This is a genomic window from Paenibacillus sp. FSL H7-0442 (assembly GCF_038593105.1).
GTDB classification, from domain to species: domain Bacteria; phylum Bacillota; class Bacilli; order Paenibacillales; family Paenibacillaceae; genus Paenibacillus; species Paenibacillus polymyxa_D.
The window spans coordinates 1,811,909-1,833,851 of sequence record NZ_CP151963.1 but is presented as its reverse complement, the minus strand read 5'-3'; the positions used below and the strand labels follow the sequence as shown (position 1 = coordinate 1,833,851).

The window sequence follows — 21,943 nt, the reverse complement described above, 5'->3', positions numbered from 1 at the left end:
GTGGATGAAATGTTACAACGAAAAGGTGCTCGCAAAGGGTCAGATATTCCTAGTGATGTGCTTCAGCTGCTACAGCAAGGGCGGCTTCAGACGGTGAATCTCACCGAATGGCTGGCTGTCGATCATGTTGTACTATTACAAAATACTCTTGATGAATTTGGCTTGCAGCAATCATCCGATGTCTTCCTGACCGAATTGAATGAGCTGAAGGAAAAGAAGATCATGAAAATGATACCCGCAATCGCGCGAGCGTGGCTTCATGTGTTTGAGCAACAAGCGATAGAAGAACGTATTCGCATCTTTGATGCGATGGCCTCGCATCTTTCAGACAGCATTCGCTGCTGGGCTGCCTACATCATCGGGGTTGATCCCTGTTTAAGTGTAGAGGAAAAATTGGCTGGCATTCGCCCCTTTGCAGCGGATTCCCATTTCGGAGTACGTGAAATAGCCTGGATGGCCGTGAGAGAATCCATATCCTTGCAACTGCTTGAAGGGCTTGCCCTGTTAGACAGTTGGGTGCGAGATGAGGATGCTAACATACGTCGTTTTGCCATTGAATTAACCCGACCACAAGGCGTTTGGGCCAAGCACATCCCTGAACTAAAAGAACATCCCGAGTTGGCTCTTCCGCTCTTGGAGGCTGTTCAGTCCGATCCGGTCAAATATGTCCAGGACTCCGTTGGCAATTGGTTGAATGATGCCAGCAAAACCAGCCCGGAATGAGTTCTTCAAGTTTGTAATGCATGGCTGATGGCTTCGGATACTAAAGAAACGAAGCGAATAGTAACCCGGGCCCAAAGAAGCTTGAACAAAGAGAAATAATTAGAAGACTCCTCCCCATCCAATCCATATCTAGAATATTCACATAAACTATGATATTTATCTGGAGTATTAGGAATGAGGAATTCCTATGTCTATTATTCAAATCTATCTGGAAGCAGACAGTATCGTATCTGGAAACATTGCTATCACAACAAGTATCAATGTCACTCCAGTGGTTAATCGTTACACAGCTATTGTCGTGCTTGGTAATATATTTGGTGGAGTGACCACTATCCCAGCACAATATTTCATGAATGATAGTGGTACTTCAGTCGCGACAAACAGTCTTGTTGTTCCGACCAGTAGCGGATACTACAATGTATTTGTAAATGGGACGTTGCAGCGAGGCGGCTTAACAACGCTTTCTGCTACAAACCTAATTATAAATACAGGCCTGATTGTTGGCGCGACAGTAGTCGTTGAAGTTATTAATTTCAACTCTAGTGCCTCCTCAACCTCTGTCAACAATGTTCAGTAACGACTACCATAAGCGACTGAGCTACGTAAAACAGGACAAACGCCTCTTTTTTATAATTTTATAAAAGGGTAAAATTTCCTTTGTAAATATGAAACAGAGGGAGTTATTTCCATGAAATTCAATTTTGCGCATTTCCGATTTTATGTTATTGCACTGATCGCAGTGCTCATGCTTACCAGCTGCACCTCAAAAAATGCTGCAACTGCAGTCCAAACAAATTCTGATGTAGACAATGCGACTCATAGTACAACAGTTGTAGACAAAGAAAGTCAGCCTGTTCTACCCGTCACAGAGTCGCTGCCTCATACCGTTACCTCGGATAAGGATCTTGTGGCTCTTACCATTCCCGCTGGCTGGCGTAAATTTAAACAGGGACAACTGGATTCGGTGCTTAGTGTTTGTGACAAAGAAAAAAAGAATGTAGGTCTGGTTTTCCGTGTCCCCAAGTCAGCTTTTGCAAATAATATGACGCTCGACGAATTCGTACAGCAACGTGAAGAAATCTCCGCATTGGGCCTAGAAAACTTTAAGGCTGTGGATACTACCCCAATCCAGATTGATTCCACAACCGCCAGAACAGCCGATTATAGCGGGAAATACAATGGCCAACAGGTCTATTACTTCAGTGCCATGTTAGAGAGTAAGCAGCACTATCTTCAAGTATTAATCTATTCAAGGGGAGGCTCTGCAGTAGAACAACATCACGAATTTGCAACTATAGCCAGCTCCTTGAAAGTCTTAAGCGACTCACAAGTTAAGCCAGACCTTCGCTCAACAACTATTTTGAAAACATTTAAAAGTGAAGATGCCACGCAACAAATTCGTCTCCCTTATATATGGAAGACTGGTTTAATTCTTAATCCAGATGCGCTAATTCAAGCTTGGTATGAAAAAAACGATGCATACATGACGATCATCAAGGATTGGAAATCTGAACTGCCGTATGAGAAATCCTCAATGATCACATTAAAAGATTACGCTGAGTTTTCAGCTCAATTAGTACTCAAAAGGTCTGGAAAAGGGATTATTTCGACAGGACCAGTAAAGGTCAATATAAACGGGAATCAAGGCTTGCAATACGAAGTATGGGTAGAGAGTGATAAAGTAAAAATTGTATATCTAATCACTTATTTGGAACATTCCGACTCATTCTCTCAAATTATTTTTTGGACGAGAGCTGATTATTACGATAATCAAAAATCTGAATTTCAAAGATACACCAAAACATACAGAGAAGAAGAAATATAGACATGATAAAATCCGCCAAACACTTAGGAATCTTTGTGTTAAGCGGATTTTGTCTATATGACTATCACAGCTTGAAATTCTAAAAGCTTCCCCTTGTTTAGATAGGAGATGTTACTTGTACATCCTTTTATTTTTTGTGGGCTAATAAGAGATTAACTATGGTATCCAGCTGAAGGCCTTTCCATAGCTCACTATGCAGAATCTGATTAGCCCCTTCATCTTCTGAACCGTATACAAAGATGTGATCTCCCATATACTCGGGTAAAACCTCAAGTGAAATATTTTCAAATCCTTCTTTCATATTCAATGCCTTCTTGGTAGGTGGCAGCTTTAGCATCTGATAAATGGTCGGACTTCCGTAATTGCCGCCTTTCGCTGCCAAAACATATATCGATTTATTGGCGACTTGTACAATTGAAACCGTCTCTCCGTCCTTAACGATACCTTGAATTTTCATTCTGGCCTCTGCAGCTTTCTTCTCGTATTCAGTAATCCACTGCTCGGCTTCTTTCTGCTTGCCAAAGATTTCACTGATTCTACGGAATTTATCCAGTGCTTGCACTGCCGCTTGTCCATCGCTGTTGGATGTTGTCGCTGTATGATTAGCCTTCGTTTGCGAACTTCCATTTGTATTCGTCGGAGCCGAGCAAGCTCCCAGCATCAATGATAAACACAGCATAATCATCATGGCCGTTATTTTAACTCTTCCGTGCATGAGCCTGCGATACAAGGTCGGGCTTAAGAGGTTCGATGCCCTGCCAATACAACTGCTGCAACAACTCGTATACAAATTGATGAAACAAGGCTTTAACATGCAGTTTGCCAAGTCCAGAAGCTCCACGCCATTCTTGCTCCAACAGCTTCACTTTCTCGTACAGGGACAGCGGGTAATGTGGTGCGAAAGCATACTGATTCTGAAAGGGATTTCCCTTTTCCAGCAATTGTGCTATCTCTTTGCGATCAGGCAGGGCCAACGTCGCCCTGTACAAAATGATGTAATATTCAAGCACATCCTCCGCTAGGATACTCAGGCACATTCCTTTTCCGCCATGCAGTACATGGAAACGCTCTATCCTGTGAATACTGTATCCAACCGTACCCGTGCGCTTCCACGCACGGCATATAAGAACGCACTGGCAGGAAGTCGATAGGCTCGAAGCTCCTCTCCTTTTTCGATCTTCCTATGACGAACATCCATCACCTGTATAAAAACATGATTCCACAGCAAAATGTGATCGTTCAACTTCATTACTACCGCTCAGCCCCCATCCAAACCGTTCCTTCAATTCTTATTCCGTCCTATCAGAATTAAATTTATTATAATTGATAATCATTCTCACAAGCAATCGAATATATCCAACTTCCTCTGAACAGTTTAAAACCATTAATTATGTATATATCAAAATATAAGTAAAAAAGCCCTGCAAAAGGGCTATCTTTCTTGCGATTCATTCTACTGTCGATTAAAGCTCTACCTGTATGACTATGTTCCAAATCGTTTGCGGTACCCGCATTTTCGGCATAACTCTTCTACCGCTTCTCTTTTGGAGAACCCGAAGTACAGACGATTTGCACGCTCCCCTTCCACAATGTCGGAAAAAGATTGCTCATGCACGTTACCTAAATTAATGACACCTTCTCCATCCAGACAGCAAGGGACCACCGTTCCATCCACCAATATCGCTGCTTGGCTACGGAGTGCATGGCAAAAGCCTTTTCCGTCATCTTCCGGGGCACTGAGGCTCGGCCATTCAAATTCGTGGTCCTGATTCAAATAAACGTTTGGTGCAATTTTGACCCCACTACCCGGTATCACCTTTTCCTCAATCCGATAGTCCAGTCCAAACTCTTGCTCCAGTCGTTCAAGTGTTTCCCGGTTGCGCTGACGCTGCACATTAGTCAAATTATCTTCAGTCAAGTTCCAGAGACGGAACGAAATAATGACATTGTGTTTCACCGCTTCTCTTACAAACGTGAAGATATTACCCAAATATCCTTCTCGATCCACGGAGCCTTCATGTCCGTCAAAACTATGGAGAGAGAAGTTCATCTGACGCAGCGCTGGTTGCCCAAGCAGCTTATGTTCGGTCTTCGGCAGCAAGGTACCATTAGTGGTAATATTGACCTTTAAGCCTTTCTCATGAGCACTTTCCAGTAAAAGATCAATTTTCGGATGGAGCAACGGCTCTCCTTTTACATGCAAATAGATATAATCTGTATGTGGTTTGACCTGATCAAGCACATTTCGAAAAACTTCCGGATCAATAAATTTTTTGACACGCTGTGTTTGAGGACAAAAGCTGCATGCGAGATTGCAAATGCTCGTTATCTCAATGTATACCTTTTTAAAAGTTTTCAACATGATTTCCCCATTCTAACCTTCATCCTGAGCATCTTGTTTATGCTCACTAATCTTATGATTATAACGGGTTATTACCGACAGGTAAACTCTCCAGTCTCCCCCTTGGTGTGGGCATCAAATGCTCGACACCTACGCCTATCCAAGATTTGTTTGATATTTTCTATTGACCCTAGGTCTGACCTAAGGTTTATAGTGGAGTTATTCAAATATCAGTAAGGAGTCCTCTCATTGAAAGAACACATTACGATCAGCCAGCTTGCTCAGCTTATGAATGTATCTGTACATCAACTGCGATATTTTGAAGAAAAGGGAATCCTCTATCCATCACATACTGAAGAAAATCAATATCGGATGTACGGGCTTCATGAGATTTATCAGCTATCGCATATTTTATTACTACGTAAATTAAATGTCCCTGTCGGTCAGATTCAAGAATGTATGACTTCCTATGCTGCCGATGATTATAACCAGCTTTTAGAGCATTCGTTGCAAAAAGTACAAGCTGAAATAGCTAACTTAAAGATGCATGAACAGTTTATTCACAAAGTGTTAGAAGAATATAATAATCGGACCCAGCAGGGCGATGAGTATCAAGTCAAACGATTAGGTCCCCGTCATTTAAAGCTATGGTTTGCATTAGAGAATGGTCAAGAGTTCACTGCCGGAAACCTATTTGAACACCGCCCTGCCCCACCTCGATTATTTGAAAATGACATGCATTACTTGCCTGATGCTGGACAGTTGAAGCTGTGTTATGAAACGGCGGATGTGGCTGACTATATTCTGGAAGAAGGCAACTATCTTTATAAGCATCTTTCCGTCATTGAAGAACCTGAGATTGATTATGAGATCAAACAAATGGAACGATATGTAGCTCATCACCAATATAACTGCCAAAGCAAGATCATTCTAGTAGAAAAATCTTATCTTTCGATGTTCGACAACAACAAGCTACAATATGAAATTCAAGTCAAAGTAGAATAAATCTTGGAGGTGTTACATGAGTGCAAAATCTTTTGACATTGTTGCATACCAGAAACAAGACCATGAAGCTGTTTGCAGTCTTTTAGTCGAATCGTTTAAAGCAAAATTCCAATCTCTTGTTACACTAGAGGATCAAGCTACACAGCAGTTGTTAATGCAGGTTTGGGTTCAAAATCCTTATTCTACATCTATGAAACAATTTGTAGCCAAAGAAAACGAAGAAGTTATCGGTGTTCTTTCCCTTAAATGGAAACCCTCCTACTCTTCACTTCCTGAAACAAACCCCATTTCTTTGACTCCGCTCCTAAAGCAGTTTGGTTGTTTCAATGTATTTAAATTTTTGGCAGGTATGCATGCGCTAGAGTATACCCCTGCTGCAAATGAGTGTTACATTGATCATTTGGCGATTCGTTCAAGTCATCGTAATCAGGGAATAGGACGCCATCTTGTAGCTTTCGCACAGCAATTTTCGGTTGAATCTGGTTTTCATGCATTGACGCTTCACGTAGCGCATAAGAACCAAGGGGCTATCCGTTTGTATCACCAACTGGCGTTTGAAGTAAAACAATCCAAATATAATGGGTTACGGCATTTTTGGTTCAAGGAGCCTGTATGGCATCTGATGAGTTGGCAAGAGAACCTGCATTCGAGGAGAGAGCATCATTGAAAAAAACACTCAAGCTTACTTTTGGTATTGCGGCAGCTCTGGCTGTTGCCTTGGTACTCATTGTTCTATATCAAAATTCCTACAAGATGACAGAAGAAAAAATACAAATCACGACACCTAAAGGGCTGTTAACAGGTACATTAACTTTGCCTAAAAACTACTCGGGAAAAATTGGATTGGTTATTTTTGTCCATGGGGATGGTCCTATTAATGACACCTATGATGATGGATACAAACCACTGTGGGAAAAGTTCGCTTCCAAGGGTTATGCCTCCTTGTCACTGAATAAGCCCGGTATTAACAGCGCTCCTGGCAATTGGCTCGCCCAAAGCATGGAGGACCGCGCACAGGAGATCCGATATGCAATAGACTGGGCAAGAAGCTTACCTATGATTGATAAGCAAAAAATCGGCCTATGGGGAGCCAGTCAAGCAGGATGGGTCATTCCGAAGATCGTTAAAGAGGAGCATGATATTGCATTCAGCATCCTTGTATCGCCTGCCGTGAACTGGATTTCCCAAGGACAATTTAATACCAGAAAAGAACTGGAGCGAGAAGGAGTTACTCCGCAAGAAATTCAAAAGACATTGAACTACGATCAAGAGATTCTACAGTTACTGAAAAGACAGGCTTCTTATGAAGAATATCTAAGCATAGCCGATCCTGACGATATGATTTCCAAAGAAAGATGGAGCTTTATACGCAAAAATTTTCTGTCTGATTCCACCGAAGAATTAAGTCACTTCCATTCTCCTGTACTCTTGGTTCTGGCTGGAAAAGATATTAATGTTGATGTAAAGGATACCGAGCGAGTCTATCACCAGAAAATCCCCGCAGAGCTACTGTCCGTGATTCATTTACCTGAAGCCGACCACTCCATGATGGATGAAAAAATCGCGCGTTCAAAATCTCTAACTTTTTTAACAGCCGTATTCGCCCCAAGAAAATTGGTGAATGACGAGTATCTCGAAATCCTTGCCAATTATGTAAGTGAGCGTTAAACAATGATGTTTTTTCCAAACTTCTTTTGAATATGCTAGGATCTGTTTTCTGTGCATTCAGTTACGCGCTCATTCAACTCATAACTGTTCTCGGTTAGACTGGGAATAGATCTATAAACAACAAAAAAACGGCATCTCTGCCGTTTTTCTAAAAGGATGGACTCTCAGGGACTCGAACCCTGGACCAATTGATTAAGAGTCAACTGCTCTACCAACTGAGCTAAGAGTCCATAATAAAAGTTTGGTGGAGCCTAGGGGGATCGAACCCCTGACCTCATCGCTGCCAGCGATGCGCTCTCCCAGCTGAGCTAAGGCCCCATCATAAGCAAGTTTTATCAACGTTTCAAGCGACTTCTATATCATATAAAATATTTAACCCTGTGTCAATACTTTTATAAAAAAATATAATTTTCTCCCTTCATGGCCCAGAAAAGATACAGTCAGCGATCAGTCGCTGGCTGTATCTTTAGATAACAGTGTTTTCAGTTCCTTCATAAACATATTGATGTCTTTAAACTGACGATAGACGGACGCAAAACGTACGTAGGCGACTTCATCCACTGGGTAGAGCTGTTCCATGACCAGCTCACCAATCTGCTGGCTATCCACTTCTGTGGCTGCTGTGTTGCGGATAGCATTCTCCACCTGGGATACGATCATATCCAGTTGCTCGACGGATACTGGACGCTTCTCGCAGGCTCGAATGAGACCGCGCAGCATTTTATCACGACTAAACTCTTCACGGCTGCCGTCTTTTTTGATGACCATGAGAGGGGTTTCCTCCACCATTTCAAAGGTGGTAAAACGCCTGGCACACTGCTCACATTCACGGCGGCGACGGATGGACTTGTTATCATTCGCAGGTCGCGAATCCAGCACTTTCGTGCCATTGTAGGCACAATACGGACATTTCATAATCTCACCACTTTCTTTTTCCAATAAATTCCCGAAGACTTTTAGTAATAATTTTGTCAAAACAGATCATAATATGTTTACCATATCGCGAGGAGGTGAACAACAATGGCACAAGGAAACAATGGCAACTCCAACAATCTGGTAGTCAGCAGATCCTCCGGCGCTCTGGAGCAAATGAAATTTGAAATCGCTCAAGAGTTGGGTATCAGCATTCCTCAAGATGGATACCAAGGTAATATGACTTCCTATGAGAACGGTTCGATCGGGGGCTACATCACAAAACGCCTCGTAACGATCGCCGAACAACAATTGGCAGGTCAATACCAATAATCGCGGTAATAATGCAAAAATAACAAGAAAAAGTGTCTGGATGGGCTGGTAAAAACAGCCTGTCCAACGCTTTTTTCATTTTAAAGCGAAAAGCTCATCATGTCATTAACTTGGATTTAAAAATCATTATAAATTTTCGTGTATTGCCTGTAGTAATAAATGACCCGCTGTACATAATGTCGTGTTTCACCAAAAGGGATTTGCTTGATGGACTCTTCTTTTCCATCCCACACTCCCTTATCCAGCCACTCTTGAACTTTACCCGGCCCTGCATTGTAAGCAGCTACGATTGCTACAGGATTATCCTGAAACTTTATGGATAGGTTATGCAAATACCAGGTTCCCAGCTCAATATTGGTGCCAGGCTCGTGCTTGACACTGTCCAGCGGAACCTTTTGAATCTGGGCGCTGTCCATAATCCAATTTGCCGTATTCGGCATAATCTGCATCAGCCCTAGCGCCCCCTTATGTGACTGCTTACTGGTTTTAAAATTGGTTTCTACACGGATAATAGACGCCACCAAAAATGGGTCTACTTCATACGTCTGTGAATACTGCCGAATCTCATCCTTATATTGAATTGGATAGAACCAAGACATCCAATTTGAATTAAGGAATAGAATCAGGACAAACCCGACAAACAAAATGAGCAGGACTCTTTTCTTTCGCAAAATATTCATGCAAGTCCCTTCCGCTGCCAAAATTGATCAATTTGTCGCTTCGTCTCAGTCTGTGTTCCGCTATTATCAATAACGATATCGGCCAAGCTTTTCTTTTGCTCAATATCCATTTGTGCGGACAGCCGAAGTCCAGCTTGCTCCTCCGTCAGACCGTCTCTGAGCACCAGACGCTGGAGCTGAATATCACGTGGTACGTACACAACCATAATTTCCTCGTACAAGCTCTCAAGCCCCGACTCGTACAGTAACGGAATATCTGCCAAAACAAGCTTGTTCGGCTGTTCCCGTTCGAATGCTTCCATGCGCATACGCATTTCCTCACGAATAGCAGGATGTGTAATATCGTTAAGTGCCTGCCGCTGGGCAGGGTCTCCGAATACAATCTCTCCCAGCTTTTTGCGATGCAGAGTTCCGTCACTGTTCACTATAGCTTGTCCAAAATGCTGTATGACCGCCGCCAACACCGGATGCCCCGGAAGCATCACTTCCCGGGCAATGGCATCTGCGTCGATCAGCAGCGCACCTTTGGCGACCAAAAGAGCCGACACGGTGCTTTTTCCGGTAGCAATACCTCCGGTTAATCCGATATTCATGCTCTTTCACCTCATAACAGCTTCAATATGCCCATCATAATCAGTAATAATGCCGGCAATACACCCAGCGCCTTCATAAATCGAAATGCTGATAGAAAGAAACCTGCCTTCATCCCTGCAATCAAAAATGTTCCACTGAATAACGTAATAGCCAGCGCAGTAGACAGTGGTTGAAAACCAAGCATAGCTGCCCCGAGTCCCGCTCCGAACGCATCGACCGATAATGCAATACCCAGCCAAACCGCTTCGGTAGCAGATATACTGCCGGAACGGTCCATATCCGCAGCAGACGGGCTTCGAAGAATCCGAATAACAAGCCCCCATTTGCGAAACTCCAGAGAAAATACTGTTCGTTCCTGCTGCTCCACAGAAGCTTCTGCCGACAGATCTTTTCTTGAGCTAGGGAAAGACTCGGTATCAGCATTCTCCATACCCTCCTTCTCCCCAAGAACAGATCTGCTCGCTGGATCAGTCTGTTTTGTAAGAAGCAGACCCCGAGAGGGCTCCACTGAATCCTCTGGCAAATCCTCTTTGCGGTGCAGAGCTTGAATCAAAGAGTAACAGCCAATACAGATCAGGATGACAGCACCGAAAACGGTCGTATATACAGGAGACAGGACACGAGATAGTAATGCGCCCAATTGCATGGATATGCCGATCACCAAACCTGAACATACGGAGATGATAGCAATCGACAACAGTGGAATTTTCATTTTGCGCAGACCATATGTAACACCGACTCCGAAACTGTCCAAACTTAGCGCAAATGCCAGTAACAGCAGGGCTCCCCAATGATTAGCCACTCCAATTCCCTCCCATTGCGAAGGCAGGGTCTTATAACAACCGAAATCCTCCGCAGTATTGGTACTTGGAACAATATATGAGAGGGATGGGCTTGGGGTGACTGCGCCTGTTTAGCGCAGAGGCTGGCAGACCGGACAATGATGTGTGCCCCGTCCGGCTACAACAGATTTTTCGATCAATGTACCACAGTTGATGCAAGGCTTCGCGTTACGTCCATAGATTTGCAATTGATGCTGGAAGTCGCCCGCTTTGCCCTGTCCATTCACGAACGATTTAATGGACGAGCCTCCAACCTGAATGGACGCACCTAGCGTGGAGACAATCGCCTCATGCAAGACATGAAATTGGCTATCCGTTAGGCTTTTGGCTGGCTGTGCTGGATGAATCCCCGCCTTAAACAACGATTCATCTACATAGATATTCCCGATGCCCACCACATATGACTGGTTTAACAGCGCTGCCTTGATCGAAGTCGAACGAGTTCCAACAGCGGCACGCAGCATTTCTGGTGTAAAGGCCTCGTCCATCGGTTCCAGGCCAAGTTTGTTCAGCGGGTTTTCCAGCAAATCCTGTCCTGCTGGAAATAAGTGCATCGTGCCAAACTGGCGCACATCCTGATAACGCAGCTCCGTACCATCCTTAAAATGAAAGATGACATGGGTATGCTTTTCCACAGGATCATGTTGTGAATATAATCCATATCGCCCTTCCATTCGAAGATGGGAGACCAGCACCAGCCCGTCCAGCAAAATCCGCAGAAACTTTCCACGTCTCTCCACCCCTGTAATCCGGTGATCAGCCAATTCCATGGCAAAAGCGTGGATATCATCGGGCCGTTGAATGATCCGCGGCAGATTCACAGTGACATGATCTATATGTTTATCAACGATAAGCTCGTTTAGCGTTCGTTTAATGGTTTCTACTTCCGGTAATTCCGGCATGATGTCTTCACCTCACCCTATATTATAACGGAAGCAGCGTCAAATTGGGACTATCTACTCATTGAAATATCTTATTTGGCCTCATACCAATTGCTGCCATAGCTTACTTCGGCTTTGAGCGGCACAGCCAGCTTTAATGCAGCTTCCATGGTAGCCGGGACAAGCTCTTTCATCGTTTCCATTTCCTCAGGCGGAACCTCGAATACAAGCTCATCATGTACTTGGAGCAGCATTCTGCTACGAAGATTACGTTCACGTAGCGCTTTATCCATCTGTACCATCGCCAACTTGATAATATCGGCTGCGGTGCCTTGAATCGGCGTATTCATCGCTGTACGCTCGGCGAATGAACGCAGGTTGAAATTGCTGGCGTTAATCTCCGGCAAATAGCGTCTGCGTTCCAACAGCGTTTTTACGTAGCCGTCCCGCTTCGCATCCTTCACAATATCATCCATGTAACGGCGAACGCCTTGGAACACATCAAAATACTGGTCGATAAAGCGAGCCGCTTCCTTCCGCGTAATATTCAAATTTTGTGACAGACCATAATCACTGATCCCGTAGACAATCCCAAAGTTGACTGCCTTCGCAGAACGCCGCATATTGGAGTCCACATCTTCCGCTGCTACACCGAACACATCGGATGCGGTCTTGGTGTGAATGTCCATATCGTGGACAAAGGCTTCCTTCAAACGTTCATCATCCGAAATATCAGCCAGCACCCGCAGCTCGATCTGTGAGTAGTCTGCCGCCAAAATAGACCAGCCCGGTTCGGACGGAACAAATACTTTGCGGATTTTGCGACCTTCTTCAAGACGAATCGGAATGTTTTGCAAATTCGGAAATTGACTACTCAAGCGTCCAGTTGCTGCAACCGTCTGCCGGAAATACGTATGCACCTTACCCGTTTTCTCCGAAATTTCTTTAAGCAAACCTTCAACATACGTCGATTGGAGTTTGGCAATGGTACGGTACTGCAAAATGTTTTGTACAATATCATGATAGGGGGCCAGCTTTTCCAGTACCTCCGCATCGGTCGAGTACCCCGTTTTCGTCTTTTTAATGACAGGTAAACCCAGTTTATCAAACAAAATCTCACCCAACTGCTTAGGCGAATTCAGATTGAACTCTACTCCGGCAATGCTGTAGATCTCGTTCACCAACGTTGCGATCTGGGCTTCAAATTCTTTACCCAAAGCACGCAGTTCTTCTACGTTCACCAAAATGCCCTGCTTCTCCATATCCGCCAAAATGCGGGACAACGGCATCTCCAGCTCATGAAACAGCTTGTGCATTTCCGTTTTCTCCAGCTCAGCCTGCTGCACAGGCACCAAAGCTTCAATCACCGCTGCCTTACGCGCCACATGATCAGACAGCACGTCCACGTCAGGAACTTTATATTTAGCTCCTTTGCCGAACACTTCTTCGTCAGGACGGATCGAAGACAAGCCATATTTGGCTGCCAATCCGCTCAATGTCTGGTTTGCATCAGTTGGGTCCAGCAAGTACCCTGCCAATTGCACATCAAACTCGGCACCTGCAAACTCAATTCCATGCCAGTGTAAAGCCAAATCCGTACGATGCAGATCATGACCGCGTTTTTTGCGTTCAGGGTCAGCAAGCCATTCGCGAATAGGTGTAGCTGTATCGCTTTGCAGTACATCCAGTGTCATAAAAAACTGCTGTCCCGTTGCGGCAAATATCAGACCTACGATGTCAGCATGATGCGGATTATCGCCATGCGTCTCAACATGCAGCACATCCACATGATCCAACACTTCTACCAATTCGCTAATCCGCTGCTCATCCAGCACTGTTACGTCAGCCGCGGCTTCCTCTACGTCTACCCCAGTACTGCCAACCTCACCTGAAAAAGATAAACGTTCCAGCAAGGACTTGAACTCCAGCTTCGCCAGAGCTGGCCCGGCTGTTTCTGCTTGCAGCCCGCCGAAGGCCACATCTTCCAGCTGCTTGTCCAACGTTACATCCCGATAAATGGTCGCCAAATCTTTGCTCATTCGCGCATCGTCAGCATGTGTCTCAACGCGTTCTTTCATTTTGCCCTTCAGCTCATTCGTGTGCGCCAGCACTTCTTCGACTGAACCGTATTGATGCAGCAGCTTGAGCGCTGTTTTTTCACCTACGCCGGGAATACCAGGAATATTATCCGACGTATCGCCCATCAGGCCCTTAAGGTCAATAATTTGCAGCGGCTTCAGCCCATATCGTTCCTGAATTTGATCAGGTCCATACGTCTCCACCTCAGTAACCCCTTTGCGAGTCAAGCCGACTGTGACATGGTCTGAAGCCAATTGAAGCATATCCTTGTCCCCGGTCACGACCAGCACATTGAAGCCGGCTTCGTCCGCTGTCTTGGACAGGGTCCCTATAATATCGTCCGCCTCATAGCCATCCAATTCAAACTGGGCAATGCCGAAAGCGGTCAATAGCTCTTTCAGCAACGGAAATTGCTGGGACAGCTCTGGCGGGGTTTTCTCCCGTCCACCTTTGTAATCCTCGTATCCCTTATGGCGAAACGTTATTTTACCGGCATCGAAGGCAACCAGCATATGTGTTGGTTTGTGCTCCTCCAAGAGCCGCAATAACATCGTCGTAAATCCGTACACCGCGTTCGTCTGCTGTCCGCTCGAATTCGTTAACGGTGGCATAGCAAAAAACGCCCGGTAAATGATACTGTTACCATCTATAAGCATGAGTTTATCCATTTAGCACCTCGCAAGTTCATCAATGCATTCGTAACGTTCTTACGTTTTACGCATTCCTCTTCCTATCTTAACATACAAGACTCCTTTTTCAGAAAAAAACGGCTGCTTCCTAACCAAATTTGCCTTTTGCTCAAAGACAAGTCTGGGTCAGAAACAACCGCTATATACCTGAAAGCTCTACTGGTTCAAATCTGGTCTCTCCCCTGTTACGAGATATACAGTGCTTTCACCGATATTCGTAGCATGGTCACCAATTCGTTCAATGTATCGTCCTACAAGCAACTGCAGCATAGCTTGTGAAGCCTCTGCCGGCTTTTCTACCATAAAGGCGTACAGATCGCTGATCATGTGGCTATACATGGAATCCACACGATCATCCTCTTTGGCCATTTTGTAGGCCAGATCTGTGTTTTCATCCAAATAGGATTTGATCGCATCATCTATCATTTCTTTAACAATGGAAGCCATGTGCGGAATATCCACCAGCGGCTTAATGATCTGCTGCCCTTCCAGACGAAGGGTCACCTTGGCAATATCAAGTGCCAAATCGCCCATTCGTTCCAGATCACTGGAAATTTTAAATGCAACAATGATTCGGCGCAAATCCTTCGCTACCGGCTGCTGGGTAATAATGAGCTTGGAACCCATATCGAGAATATTCTCTTCCAGCGTATTGAGGGATGCATCATTTTTGACCACCTGCTGAGCCAATTCTGTATTTTTGGTCTGCAAACATTCAATGGCCTGATCGAGCGCCTTCGAAACGTGTGCACCCATTTCGCGCAGTACGGCTCTCAGTTCGTCTAACCCTTCATCAAAACCTTTTCTACGTATCATTTCGAAGTCACCCCTTCTGGCATATTCATCTGGTAGGCTTTAGCCAAATCGCCCTGAAATATAATCTTCCGTACGTGAATCTTGCGGCGTGGAAAACATCGTCTGTGTGTCCGCCGCTTCCACCACAACACCATTCAAAAAGAACGCAGTTCTACCAGACACACGCGCTGCCTGATGCATGTTATGCGTCACCATGACAATGGTATACGTGTCTCGCAATTCCTGAACCAGTTCTTCAATTTTCATCGTGGAGATCGGATCCAGCGCAGATGTCGCCTCGTCCATAAGCAAAATATCTGGTTGTACAGCAAGCGCCCGGGCAATGCACAACCGCTGCTGTTGTCCACCGGACAAGCTCAGAGCTGAACGCTTCAAAAAGTCCTTGACCTCTTCCCAGAGTGCCGCCTGCCGCAGGCTTTGCTCGACCAATTCGTCCAACTTGTCCTTTTGCCGAACTCCATGCAGACGCGGGCCGTAAGCCACGTTATCATAAATCGATTTGGGAAACGGGTTAGGCTGTTGAAAAACCATTCCCACCTGCTTCCGCAGAGTTTCTACTTCCATAGTATCGCCGTATATATCCTGACCTGCGATACTCACGGTGCCTTCAATACGTGTTCCCGGTATCATGTCATTCATCCGGTTTAGCGTACGCAGCAGGGTCGATTTGCCGCAGCCGGACGGGCCGATAAAGGCAGTTACCGTTTTTTCAGGAATATCGAGGTTTATATGTTTCAGCGCGTGAAATTTCTCATAATATAAATTCAGCTTATCAATCCGGATTACGGAATCATTCATGGATTTATGATCTCCTTCGTGTTGCAGTTATGATCCTCAAGCATTGCACCTGATTTGCACAATATGAAGATTATATAAGCTGTGTGTAAATTTAGTGTGGTGGATTTGTTAACGTTATGTAAAATGATCAAGAACTTAGCATGAGCTCAAGCTCCTGCGCAATTTCGGCTGCATTCAAAGCTGCTTCCTCTGCGGAACGGGACATTTCACTGTTTTTAGCTTCAATTTCATCGACAGCCTGCAGTAGTTTGGCAAAAGTTTGTGTTCCGGCAGATATATATTGAGAGCCTGTATGAATCTGCTGCATACTCGTATCCGTCAGTTCAGCGGTGTCACGCAGCATTTGCTCGATATGGGTGAGTAAGCCTGTAATCTGTGTGGAAAAAGCTTTCGTCTGGAGTGACATATTCCGCACCTCCTGAGACACAATCTGGAAGCCTCGTCCATGTTCGCCAGCATGTGCCGCTTCAATGGACGCGTTGATCGCCAGCAATCCACTGTGATCTGCCAGTGCACGAATGGATGAAGCCATGCCCGCAATGTCATTCAGCGATTGCGTCAACGCCGTCATTTGCTCATGCTGGCGTTTCATTTGCTCCGTAACCGCACGATAGGAGAGCAAAACATCCTCCAGTTCTACTTTGCCACGACGGGATAATTCACTCATTGAGCGGGTTAGCCGCACACTGTCATCGGCCTCTTTAGCTGCATCCAGCACAGTCAGCTGAATACGCTGGACTCCGTCATAGCTATGCCGAATCACATCTCCCCGCTCTTCGTCCGCTTCTCTTTGCATTCGCTGCACGACGGACAGGATATCACGAATCGTGAGTACACCGAGTAACCGTGTTCCTTCCTTAATCAACACACAGTCGTAAAAACGCTGATCTTCGCGCAGCATCGCCAGTTCCACAATGTCCGATGCCTGGCTTTTCAGATCCACAATTAATGTATCGGGGTCGGCAAATAGGGCCGCAGGCTTGTCATAGAACAACGCCGCAGCAAATCTGCCCGTAAAATGGCGATTGTACGCATCTCTCATAATAATGCCCAATGGAAGATCATTTTTATCCACAACAATGACACAAGGAATATCTTCCTGTGTTTTCATAAGGGCTAACAGTTCTTTACAAGACATATCCGTACCAATGATCGGAACCTCCCGGCATGGCACATAGGTAGTAATCGACTTGTATGCTTCACGTTCAATCACGGCAGTGGAGCTCGGCTGGGTCTTTGGTTCCGTTATCATCGTTCTGAAGTCCCCTTTTTTTAACTACTTGGAGTGACGGGAACATCATATCGGTCATTTGTTGATTCTAGCGTCTAGTTTTGTTAATGAAATGTAAAATCACAAAATGGACACAAAGGTCCCCGGACACTGCGCTGAATAAAGAAAAACGCTCCTCATTTATAATAAATGAGAAGCGTCAGATTGTCGAGAAACCCCGTCATTTTGAGACGTGGGTTTCTTTTTCACATCATAATGCTCTGGTCTCTGGAGAAGCAGGGGGGGTTACCCCTGTTTCTCCAGGCGAGCTAGGTGGATCGCCATCTTCTTCATGTTCTGCACGGCTGCCGTCATAAGGGCTTGTTCCCTGACGTTTGGAAGACCGCGCAAACGGCAATAGCGAAACCCATGGAGCTCTTTGGCATCCGCGAAGCTTCGCTCAATCGTCTCTTTTCGTTTGCGGTACAGCTTTTTACCAGATGGGCTCAGCCGGTTGCTCCGTACCCACTCTTTGCTGTCTTCCCAGACATGCCGAGTCACCACTTTGCGGTGGTTTCGAGACTGGGTACACTGACTTAGCAGTGGGCAATGCTGGCACTGAGCTGGGTCAGAGGCATACTGCCGGTATCCCTTACGGTCCGTCGTTCGGTAGGGCAGTTCCTGTTGGGCTGGGCATCTATACGCATTGCGTTTGGCATCGTATTCAAACTTCCATTTCGGAAACAGTCCTTGTCTGGGATGGAATCTTCGGTGAGCAATCACGGCAAAAATCTTTCGGTTCTGCAACCCTCGGCAAATCGGCGTTGTTAAATAACCTGAATCTAGTGCAACAGCTTCTACTTGAAAACCAAAACGTTCTCTTTGGCGATCCAAACGGGACAAATAGGGGACAGAATCATGTACATTCCCTGGTGTCACATGCACGTCCGTAATCAGATTGTACTTCATATCCACCGTGCGGTGGTCCAGATAGAAGAAGCCTTCGGGCTTGCCATCACGGATCATATAGCCGCTGTCCGGGTCTGTTTTGCTCACTTTAATTTCTTTTTCTTCGTTCACTTCCTCTCGGGATTTTAAGGCTTTTTTCCGTGGTTTCTCCGGTCATCCTTCACCGCTTCGTTCAGCTCGTCCATATAGTCTTTAGTATTCTGCAACACTTGTTCTTTGGTGTACTGGTGCCTGTTAGCATTGGCTTTGACGTGTGTGGAATCGGTGACGAGAACACGCCCACCCACCATTCGGTGAGAGATCGCCTGCAGCACAATTTCATCGAAGATATCTTGAAAGATCGTGGTGTCTTTAAAGCGAGTGCGACGATTCCAGCTCATCGTCGTATGGTCCGGAACTTTATCCGTTAAGCCCAACCCCAGAAACCAACGATAAGCTAGGTTCGTCTGAATTTCTCGCTCGAGTTGCCGTTCTGAGCGAATGCCATAGAAATAACCGAGAAAGATCATTTTAAACAATACGGTAGGATCAATGGCAGGACGCCCGTTGTCTGCACAATACAGTGGTCGAACTTTATCATCGATAAACGAAAAATCGATATACTTATCTACTTTGCGGAGCAAGTGATCTTGAGGAACCAGATCTTCGATGGAAACAAATTCGTAGGATTGTTGTTTTTCGCGGTTGGAGCGTAGCATATCAACACCATCCGTTCTACAATAGTTACCTATATTATACAACATTAACGCGGTGTCGTCTTAAACAAAATTAACATAAAATAGGCTGTCGAGACTTTCTCGACAGCCTGACGCTCCTCATTTATAATAAATGAGAAGCGCTTCTTTTTTTATTTACAACCAGCTTGTACCCCACTCCACGGATCGAATCGATATGAACCGAGTCGGGATCAAGCTCCAGCTTTTTACGTAAGGAGCTGACGTGCACATCCACGGTCCGTTGCCCGCCAATATAGTCAAAACCCCAAACAGCATTCATCAGATCATCCCGGGTCAGGACCACACCCGGCTTGCGGGACAAATAAAGAAGCACCTCAAATTCCTTGGGTCTGAGGCTGATGGACTGACCTCCAAGAATGACTTCATATTTTTCAGGGTAAATCTCCAGCTCGCCCAATTGAATTTTGGAGCTATCTTTCTGATCAGACAACACTCCTTCATCCCCACCGGAAGTTCTTCGCAGCACAGCCGTCACGCGGGCCAACAGCTCAGAAACGCCAAAAGGCTTCGTGATGTAATCATCCGCACCCGACTTCAGCCCTTGGACAACCTCGGCTTCACCGTTTTTGGCCGTTAAGATAATAATAGGCGTCGTCAGCCCCTGATGGCGAAGTCTGCTCAGAATGTCCAGTCCGTTCATTCCCGGCAGCATCAAATCCAGCAGGATCAAATCGTAGGACTCTCTGGAGGCTTTCTCAAACCCGGCACTGCCATGATCCTCCGTATCCACTTCGAAGCCTTCTTGTATCAAATTGTAGGATAGCAATCTGGCAAGCGTTGGTTCATCCTCAATAACCAGTAAGCGTTGTCCCATAAATAACTTCATCTCCTGTTTACCTGTTAAAGGCGCATTGGTCAAAATCCTGAAACTTTTTCCATACTCATGCGACACCCGTTTATTTTATCACGGCATTGTTAACAGAATGTAAAAAATGGTCTAGTTCATTCTTCCTGTTGCAATAGCGGTAATTCAACTGTAAATGTGGTACCCAATCCAAGCTCACTTTCCACCGAAAGGGTGCCATGATGCAAATCGACCAAGTGTTTGACGATCGACAATCCCAGCCCCGTTCCGCCAGAGTTACGCGAGCGACCTTTGTCCACCCGGTAAAAGCGCTCAAAGATACGTGGCAGGTCCTTCTTCGGAATTCCAATACCTGTATCACTGACTGTAAATACGACCTTTTCGGTGTCATTCTCCCGCTGTATCGTTAGAACCTTAATCTTTACCTTGCCACCATCAAGTGTATAGTTGATGCCATTAGACAAAAGGTTCAGGAAAATCTGCTGAAGCTTATCTTCATCTGCCTCCATAAACAGCTCATCCGGGATATCCATGTGTAGTGAAATTCTTTTTTTGGCAGCTACATTGTTCAGTTTTTCCAGCAATGATTCTATGAACGACGAAACGTGCACCGGCGAGCATTCCAGAGGGGAACGCTTGGACTCGATTTTGGACAGCTCCAGAATATCACCGATCAACCGATTCAATCGTTCGCTTTCATCATATATAATTTGCAAAAATGAACGGGCCGTCTCCTCATCTTTAACCCCGCCACCGAGCAAGGTCTCGGCAAAACCCTTGACTGCGGCAATCGGCGTTTTTAGCTCATGAGAAACGTTAGCCACAAATTCGCTCCGCATATTTTCCAACCGTCGAATAGCCGTAATATCCTGTAAAAGGAACAGCATCCCCCGGTATCCGCCCTCATCCTCATACATCGGAACACCGTCCAGCAACACGAGTCTCTCCTCGGGATTGTACAAATGAACCTCACCATGCAGCCTTTCTCGGCTTTGTATACTGCCCTCAATTAGCTTTGTGAGCTCATAATGCTTCTTCAGCTCATGATACGGCTTGTCTGTCACCCGTTTACCCACGACACCAAGCATTCGCTCAGACTCACGGTTTACAAGCGCAATACACTCATTTGCATCAATCATTAGAATTCCGCCTGTCATATTACTCATGACACTCTGGAGCAGATCCTCATTGTCACGTATCGTTTTCATTTGGTTTTGGAGACTATCAGCCATACGATTAATGGCTTCACCCAGTTGCCCTACCTCGTCCCGGCGCTGCACACCAACCCTTGCGTCATAATCCAGTCCTGATATACGGTTGGCTACCCCAGTAATATGTTCAATGGGCGAGGTGAGACTGCGAGCAATACGATAGCTCACCAGTCCAGCAGCAATAAACAGCAACACTAGACCAATCCCGATGGCCGTCCAGCCGCGCTGCACTCCCTCCTCCACCGCTTTCAGACTCATGGACAAACGGATATATCCGTCAAAACCCTTATCCGATACAACAGGCTCTGCAACGTATAGCATGTTCCGCTGCAAGGTTTCGCTGTAACGAATCGTGCGTCCAATCTTCTCTGTTGAAGCTTGCTGAATTTCTTCACGAGATGCGTGATTTTCCATCTTACGCGGATCGCTTAACGAATCTCCAACCACCGTCCCGTCCTTGCGAATGAAGGTCACCCGCGATTCCGTCAGACGAGCAATTTCTTTCGCCTTTTGAGAATAATAAGAGACATAATCCGTGCTGGACAGGGCATCTGCATTAACAAAAGGGAATGTAGCTCGAAGCAGGTCGATCTCCCGTCCCATGTTCTCCTCTAGCACCTTCATATTCGAATTTTTAAAAATTTGTCCCATCGTGATTCCAGCAGCAAGGACAGATACGCCAATCAAAATCAGCATGATCAGGGTAAGCCTGAAACGAAACGATTTCATAAAATATGCCCATCCTTTATGTAAGTTAAGTCTCATTCTACAGGCTACCTTCATTATGTTCCACTGTGAAAAGAAAAAAGGCTAGGGCATAACACA

22 protein-coding genes, 2 tRNA genes and 1 pseudogene are annotated in these 21,943 nt (G+C 45.4%); 7 read left to right on the top strand and 18 right to left on the bottom strand.

Annotated elements, in window-relative coordinates:
- Positions 1–9 precede the first annotated feature (9 nt).
- From MHH57_RS08360 to MHH57_RS08350, 3 genes and pseudogenes are all read left to right on the top strand, one after another.
- Positions 10–822 (top strand): annotated as a pseudogene (locus tag MHH57_RS08360) (DNA alkylation repair protein).
- An 88-nt stretch (positions 823–910) separates the two neighbouring features.
- Positions 911–1,300, top strand: a complete 390-nt coding sequence (locus MHH57_RS08355) for a DUF4183 domain-containing protein (protein ID WP_245249091.1) — start codon at positions 911–913, stop codon at positions 1,298–1,300.
- 111 nt (positions 1,301–1,411) lie between these two features.
- Positions 1,412–2,548 (top strand): hypothetical protein, encoded by a 1,137-nt coding sequence (locus MHH57_RS08350; RefSeq protein ID WP_069012187.1) that lies wholly within the window; start codon positions 1,412–1,414, stop codon positions 2,546–2,548.
- Positions 2,549–2,675: 127 nt separating this feature from the next.
- Here the strand turns inward: MHH57_RS08350 and MHH57_RS08345 are convergent, their stop codons facing one another.
- The 4 genes from MHH57_RS08345 to MHH57_RS08330 form a co-directional block, all read right to left on the bottom strand.
- A complete protein-coding gene (locus MHH57_RS08345) occupies positions 2,676–3,236 on the bottom strand; it encodes an ABC transporter substrate-binding protein (RefSeq protein ID WP_029516638.1) in 561 nt (186 codons plus the stop codon).
- Between the two features lie 10 nt (positions 3,237–3,246).
- A complete protein-coding gene (locus MHH57_RS08340; protein WP_340884945.1) occupies positions 3,247–3,585 on the bottom strand; it encodes a hypothetical protein in 339 nt (112 codons plus the stop codon).
- Between the two features lie 32 nt (positions 3,586–3,617).
- Positions 3,618–3,797: a hypothetical protein gene (locus tag MHH57_RS08335; protein WP_029516636.1), complete on the bottom strand. Its 180-nt coding sequence runs from the start codon at positions 3,795–3,797 to the stop codon at positions 3,618–3,620.
- Between the two features lie 234 nt (positions 3,798–4,031).
- Complete coding sequence (locus MHH57_RS08330) at positions 4,032–4,910, bottom strand: radical SAM/SPASM domain-containing protein (protein WP_049816948.1); 879 nt, start codon at positions 4,908–4,910, stop codon at positions 4,032–4,034.
- Positions 4,911–5,138: 228 nt separating this feature from the next.
- On the opposite strand from MHH57_RS08330, the gene MHH57_RS08325 reads away from it, so the two are divergent.
- The 3 genes from MHH57_RS08325 to MHH57_RS08315 are packed head-to-tail and all read left to right on the top strand — an operon-like array spanning position 5,139 to position 7,562.
- A complete protein-coding gene (locus tag MHH57_RS08325; protein ID WP_069011193.1) occupies positions 5,139–5,894 on the top strand; it encodes a MerR family transcriptional regulator in 756 nt (251 codons plus the stop codon).
- A 16-nt stretch (positions 5,895–5,910) separates the two neighbouring features.
- A complete protein-coding gene (locus MHH57_RS08320; protein WP_165145305.1) occupies positions 5,911–6,561 on the top strand; it encodes a GNAT family N-acetyltransferase in 651 nt (216 codons plus the stop codon).
- Entirely contained in the window at positions 6,558–7,562 is a 1,005-nt protein-coding gene (locus MHH57_RS08315) for an alpha/beta hydrolase (RefSeq protein WP_318626763.1), read from the top strand. Before MHH57_RS08320 ends, MHH57_RS08315 begins: the two co-directional genes overlap by 4 nt.
- Positions 7,563–7,719: 157 nt before the next feature.
- On the opposite strand, the gene MHH57_RS08310 is transcribed toward MHH57_RS08315, so the two are convergent.
- The 3 genes from MHH57_RS08310 to nrdR form a co-directional block, all read right to left on the bottom strand.
- Positions 7,720–7,792, bottom strand: a tRNA-Lys gene (locus MHH57_RS08310).
- A 12-nt stretch (positions 7,793–7,804) separates the two neighbouring features.
- Positions 7,805–7,880: transfer RNA gene (locus tag MHH57_RS08305), tRNA-Ala, on the bottom strand.
- A gap of 129 nt (positions 7,881–8,009) precedes the next feature.
- The gene (gene nrdR / locus MHH57_RS08300; protein WP_013309614.1) at positions 8,010–8,477 is read right to left on the bottom strand and encodes a transcriptional regulator NrdR; all 468 of its coding nucleotides are present in this window, start codon (positions 8,475–8,477) and stop codon (positions 8,010–8,012) included.
- A gap of 105 nt (positions 8,478–8,582) precedes the next feature.
- Between nrdR and MHH57_RS08295 the strand changes: the two genes are divergently transcribed.
- Complete coding sequence (locus tag MHH57_RS08295; protein WP_025685069.1) at positions 8,583–8,807, top strand: alpha/beta-type small acid-soluble spore protein; 225 nt, start codon at positions 8,583–8,585, stop codon at positions 8,805–8,807.
- A 116-nt stretch (positions 8,808–8,923) separates the two neighbouring features.
- Here MHH57_RS08295 and MHH57_RS08290 read toward each other — a convergent pair whose 3' ends face one another.
- The 11 genes from MHH57_RS08290 to MHH57_RS08240 all read right to left on the bottom strand — a co-directional run bounded on the left by MHH57_RS08290 (position 8,924) and on the right by MHH57_RS08240 (position 21,847).
- Positions 8,924–9,487, bottom strand: a complete 564-nt coding sequence (locus MHH57_RS08290; protein ID WP_029516633.1) for a lytic transglycosylase domain-containing protein — start codon at positions 9,485–9,487, stop codon at positions 8,924–8,926.
- Positions 9,484–10,080: a dephospho-CoA kinase gene (gene coaE, locus MHH57_RS08285; RefSeq protein ID WP_039269909.1), complete on the bottom strand. Its 597-nt coding sequence runs from the start codon at positions 10,078–10,080 to the stop codon at positions 9,484–9,486. The genes MHH57_RS08290 and coaE overlap by 4 nt, the downstream gene beginning before the upstream one ends.
- An 11-nt stretch (positions 10,081–10,091) precedes the next feature.
- The gene (locus MHH57_RS08280; protein ID WP_029516631.1) at positions 10,092–10,883 is read right to left on the bottom strand and encodes an MntP/YtaF family protein; all 792 of its coding nucleotides are present in this window, start codon (positions 10,881–10,883) and stop codon (positions 10,092–10,094) included.
- Positions 10,884–10,994: 111 nt separating this feature from the next.
- The gene (gene mutM, locus MHH57_RS08275; RefSeq protein ID WP_342435012.1) at positions 10,995–11,825 is read right to left on the bottom strand and encodes a DNA-formamidopyrimidine glycosylase; all 831 of its coding nucleotides are present in this window, start codon (positions 11,823–11,825) and stop codon (positions 10,995–10,997) included.
- A gap of 71 nt (positions 11,826–11,896) precedes the next feature.
- Positions 11,897–14,551: a DNA polymerase I gene (polA, locus tag MHH57_RS08270; RefSeq protein ID WP_342435011.1), complete on the bottom strand. Its 2,655-nt coding sequence runs from the start codon at positions 14,549–14,551 to the stop codon at positions 11,897–11,899.
- Positions 14,552–14,728: 177 nt separating this feature from the next.
- Positions 14,729–15,388, bottom strand: coding sequence for a phosphate signaling complex protein PhoU (gene phoU, locus MHH57_RS08265; RefSeq protein WP_025721993.1), 660 nt, complete (start codon positions 15,386–15,388; stop codon positions 14,729–14,731).
- Positions 15,389–15,427: 39 nt separating this feature from the next.
- Positions 15,428–16,186, bottom strand: coding sequence for a phosphate ABC transporter ATP-binding protein PstB (gene pstB, locus MHH57_RS08260; RefSeq protein ID WP_029516628.1), 759 nt, complete (start codon positions 16,184–16,186; stop codon positions 15,428–15,430).
- 127 nt (positions 16,187–16,313) lie between these two features.
- Complete coding sequence (locus tag MHH57_RS08255) at positions 16,314–17,438, bottom strand: methyl-accepting chemotaxis protein (protein ID WP_029516627.1); 1,125 nt, start codon at positions 17,436–17,438, stop codon at positions 16,314–16,316.
- Between the two features lie 264 nt (positions 17,439–17,702).
- Positions 17,703–19,063, bottom strand: a protein-coding gene (locus MHH57_RS08250) for an IS1182 family transposase (protein WP_342434813.1) whose coding sequence is annotated in 2 segments (ribosomal slippage) — positions 17,703–18,493 and positions 18,493–19,063 — 1,362 coding nt in all. Because the reading frame shifts where the segments join, the coding sequence is not laid out codon by codon here.
- 121 nt (positions 19,064–19,184) lie between these two features.
- Positions 19,185–19,916: a response regulator transcription factor gene (locus MHH57_RS08245; RefSeq protein ID WP_013309604.1), complete on the bottom strand. Its 732-nt coding sequence runs from the start codon at positions 19,914–19,916 to the stop codon at positions 19,185–19,187.
- A 128-nt stretch (positions 19,917–20,044) separates the two neighbouring features.
- Complete coding sequence (locus MHH57_RS08240) at positions 20,045–21,847, bottom strand: ATP-binding protein (RefSeq protein ID WP_029516626.1); 1,803 nt, start codon at positions 21,845–21,847, stop codon at positions 20,045–20,047.
- Between the last annotated feature and the right edge of the window lie 96 nt (positions 21,848–21,943).

What these genes read in the sequence shown, in the direction of transcription:
- MHH57_RS08355 (WP_245249091.1), top strand. Translation starts at nt 911, where the DNA reads ATGTCTATTATTCAAATCTATCTGGAAGCAGACAGTATCGTATCTGGA.
- MHH57_RS08350 (WP_069012187.1), top strand. Translation starts at nt 1,412, where the DNA reads ATGAAATTCAATTTTGCGCATTTCCGATTTTATGTTATTGCACTGATC.
- MHH57_RS08345 (WP_029516638.1), bottom strand. Translation starts at nt 3,236, where the DNA reads ATGATGATTATGCTGTGTTTATCATTGATGCTGGGAGCTTGCTCGGCT.
- MHH57_RS08340 (WP_340884945.1), bottom strand. Translation starts at nt 3,585, where the DNA reads ATGTGCCTGAGTATCCTAGCGGAGGATGTGCTTGAATATTACATCATT.
- MHH57_RS08335 (WP_029516636.1), bottom strand. Translation starts at nt 3,797, where the DNA reads ATGAAGTTGAACGATCACATTTTGCTGTGGAATCATGTTTTTATACAG.
- MHH57_RS08330 (WP_049816948.1), bottom strand. Translation starts at nt 4,910, where the DNA reads ATGTTGAAAACTTTTAAAAAGGTATACATTGAGATAACGAGCATTTGC.
- MHH57_RS08320 (WP_165145305.1), top strand. Translation starts at nt 5,911, where the DNA reads ATGAGTGCAAAATCTTTTGACATTGTTGCATACCAGAAACAAGACCAT.
- nrdR (WP_013309614.1), bottom strand. Translation starts at nt 8,477, where the DNA reads ATGAAATGTCCGTATTGTGCCTACAATGGCACGAAAGTGCTGGATTCG.
- MHH57_RS08295 (WP_025685069.1), top strand. Translation starts at nt 8,583, where the DNA reads ATGGCACAAGGAAACAATGGCAACTCCAACAATCTGGTAGTCAGCAGA.
- MHH57_RS08290 (WP_029516633.1), bottom strand. Translation starts at nt 9,487, where the DNA reads ATGAATATTTTGCGAAAGAAAAGAGTCCTGCTCATTTTGTTTGTCGGG.
- coaE (WP_039269909.1), bottom strand. Translation starts at nt 10,080, where the DNA reads ATGAATATCGGATTAACCGGAGGTATTGCTACCGGAAAAAGCACCGTG.
- mutM (WP_342435012.1), bottom strand. Translation starts at nt 11,825, where the DNA reads ATGCCGGAATTACCGGAAGTAGAAACCATTAAACGAACGCTAAACGAG.
- polA (WP_342435011.1), bottom strand. Translation starts at nt 14,551, where the DNA reads ATGGATAAACTCATGCTTATAGATGGTAACAGTATCATTTACCGGGCG.
- phoU (WP_025721993.1), bottom strand. Translation starts at nt 15,388, where the DNA reads ATGATACGTAGAAAAGGTTTTGATGAAGGGTTAGACGAACTGAGAGCC.
- pstB (WP_029516628.1), bottom strand. Translation starts at nt 16,186, where the DNA reads ATGAATGATTCCGTAATCCGGATTGATAAGCTGAATTTATATTATGAG.
- MHH57_RS08255 (WP_029516627.1), bottom strand. Translation starts at nt 17,438, where the DNA reads ATGATAACGGAACCAAAGACCCAGCCGAGCTCCACTGCCGTGATTGAA.
- MHH57_RS08245 (WP_013309604.1), bottom strand. Translation starts at nt 19,916, where the DNA reads ATGGGACAACGCTTACTGGTTATTGAGGATGAACCAACGCTTGCCAGA.
- MHH57_RS08240 (WP_029516626.1), bottom strand. Translation starts at nt 21,847, where the DNA reads ATGAAATCGTTTCGTTTCAGGCTTACCCTGATCATGCTGATTTTGATT.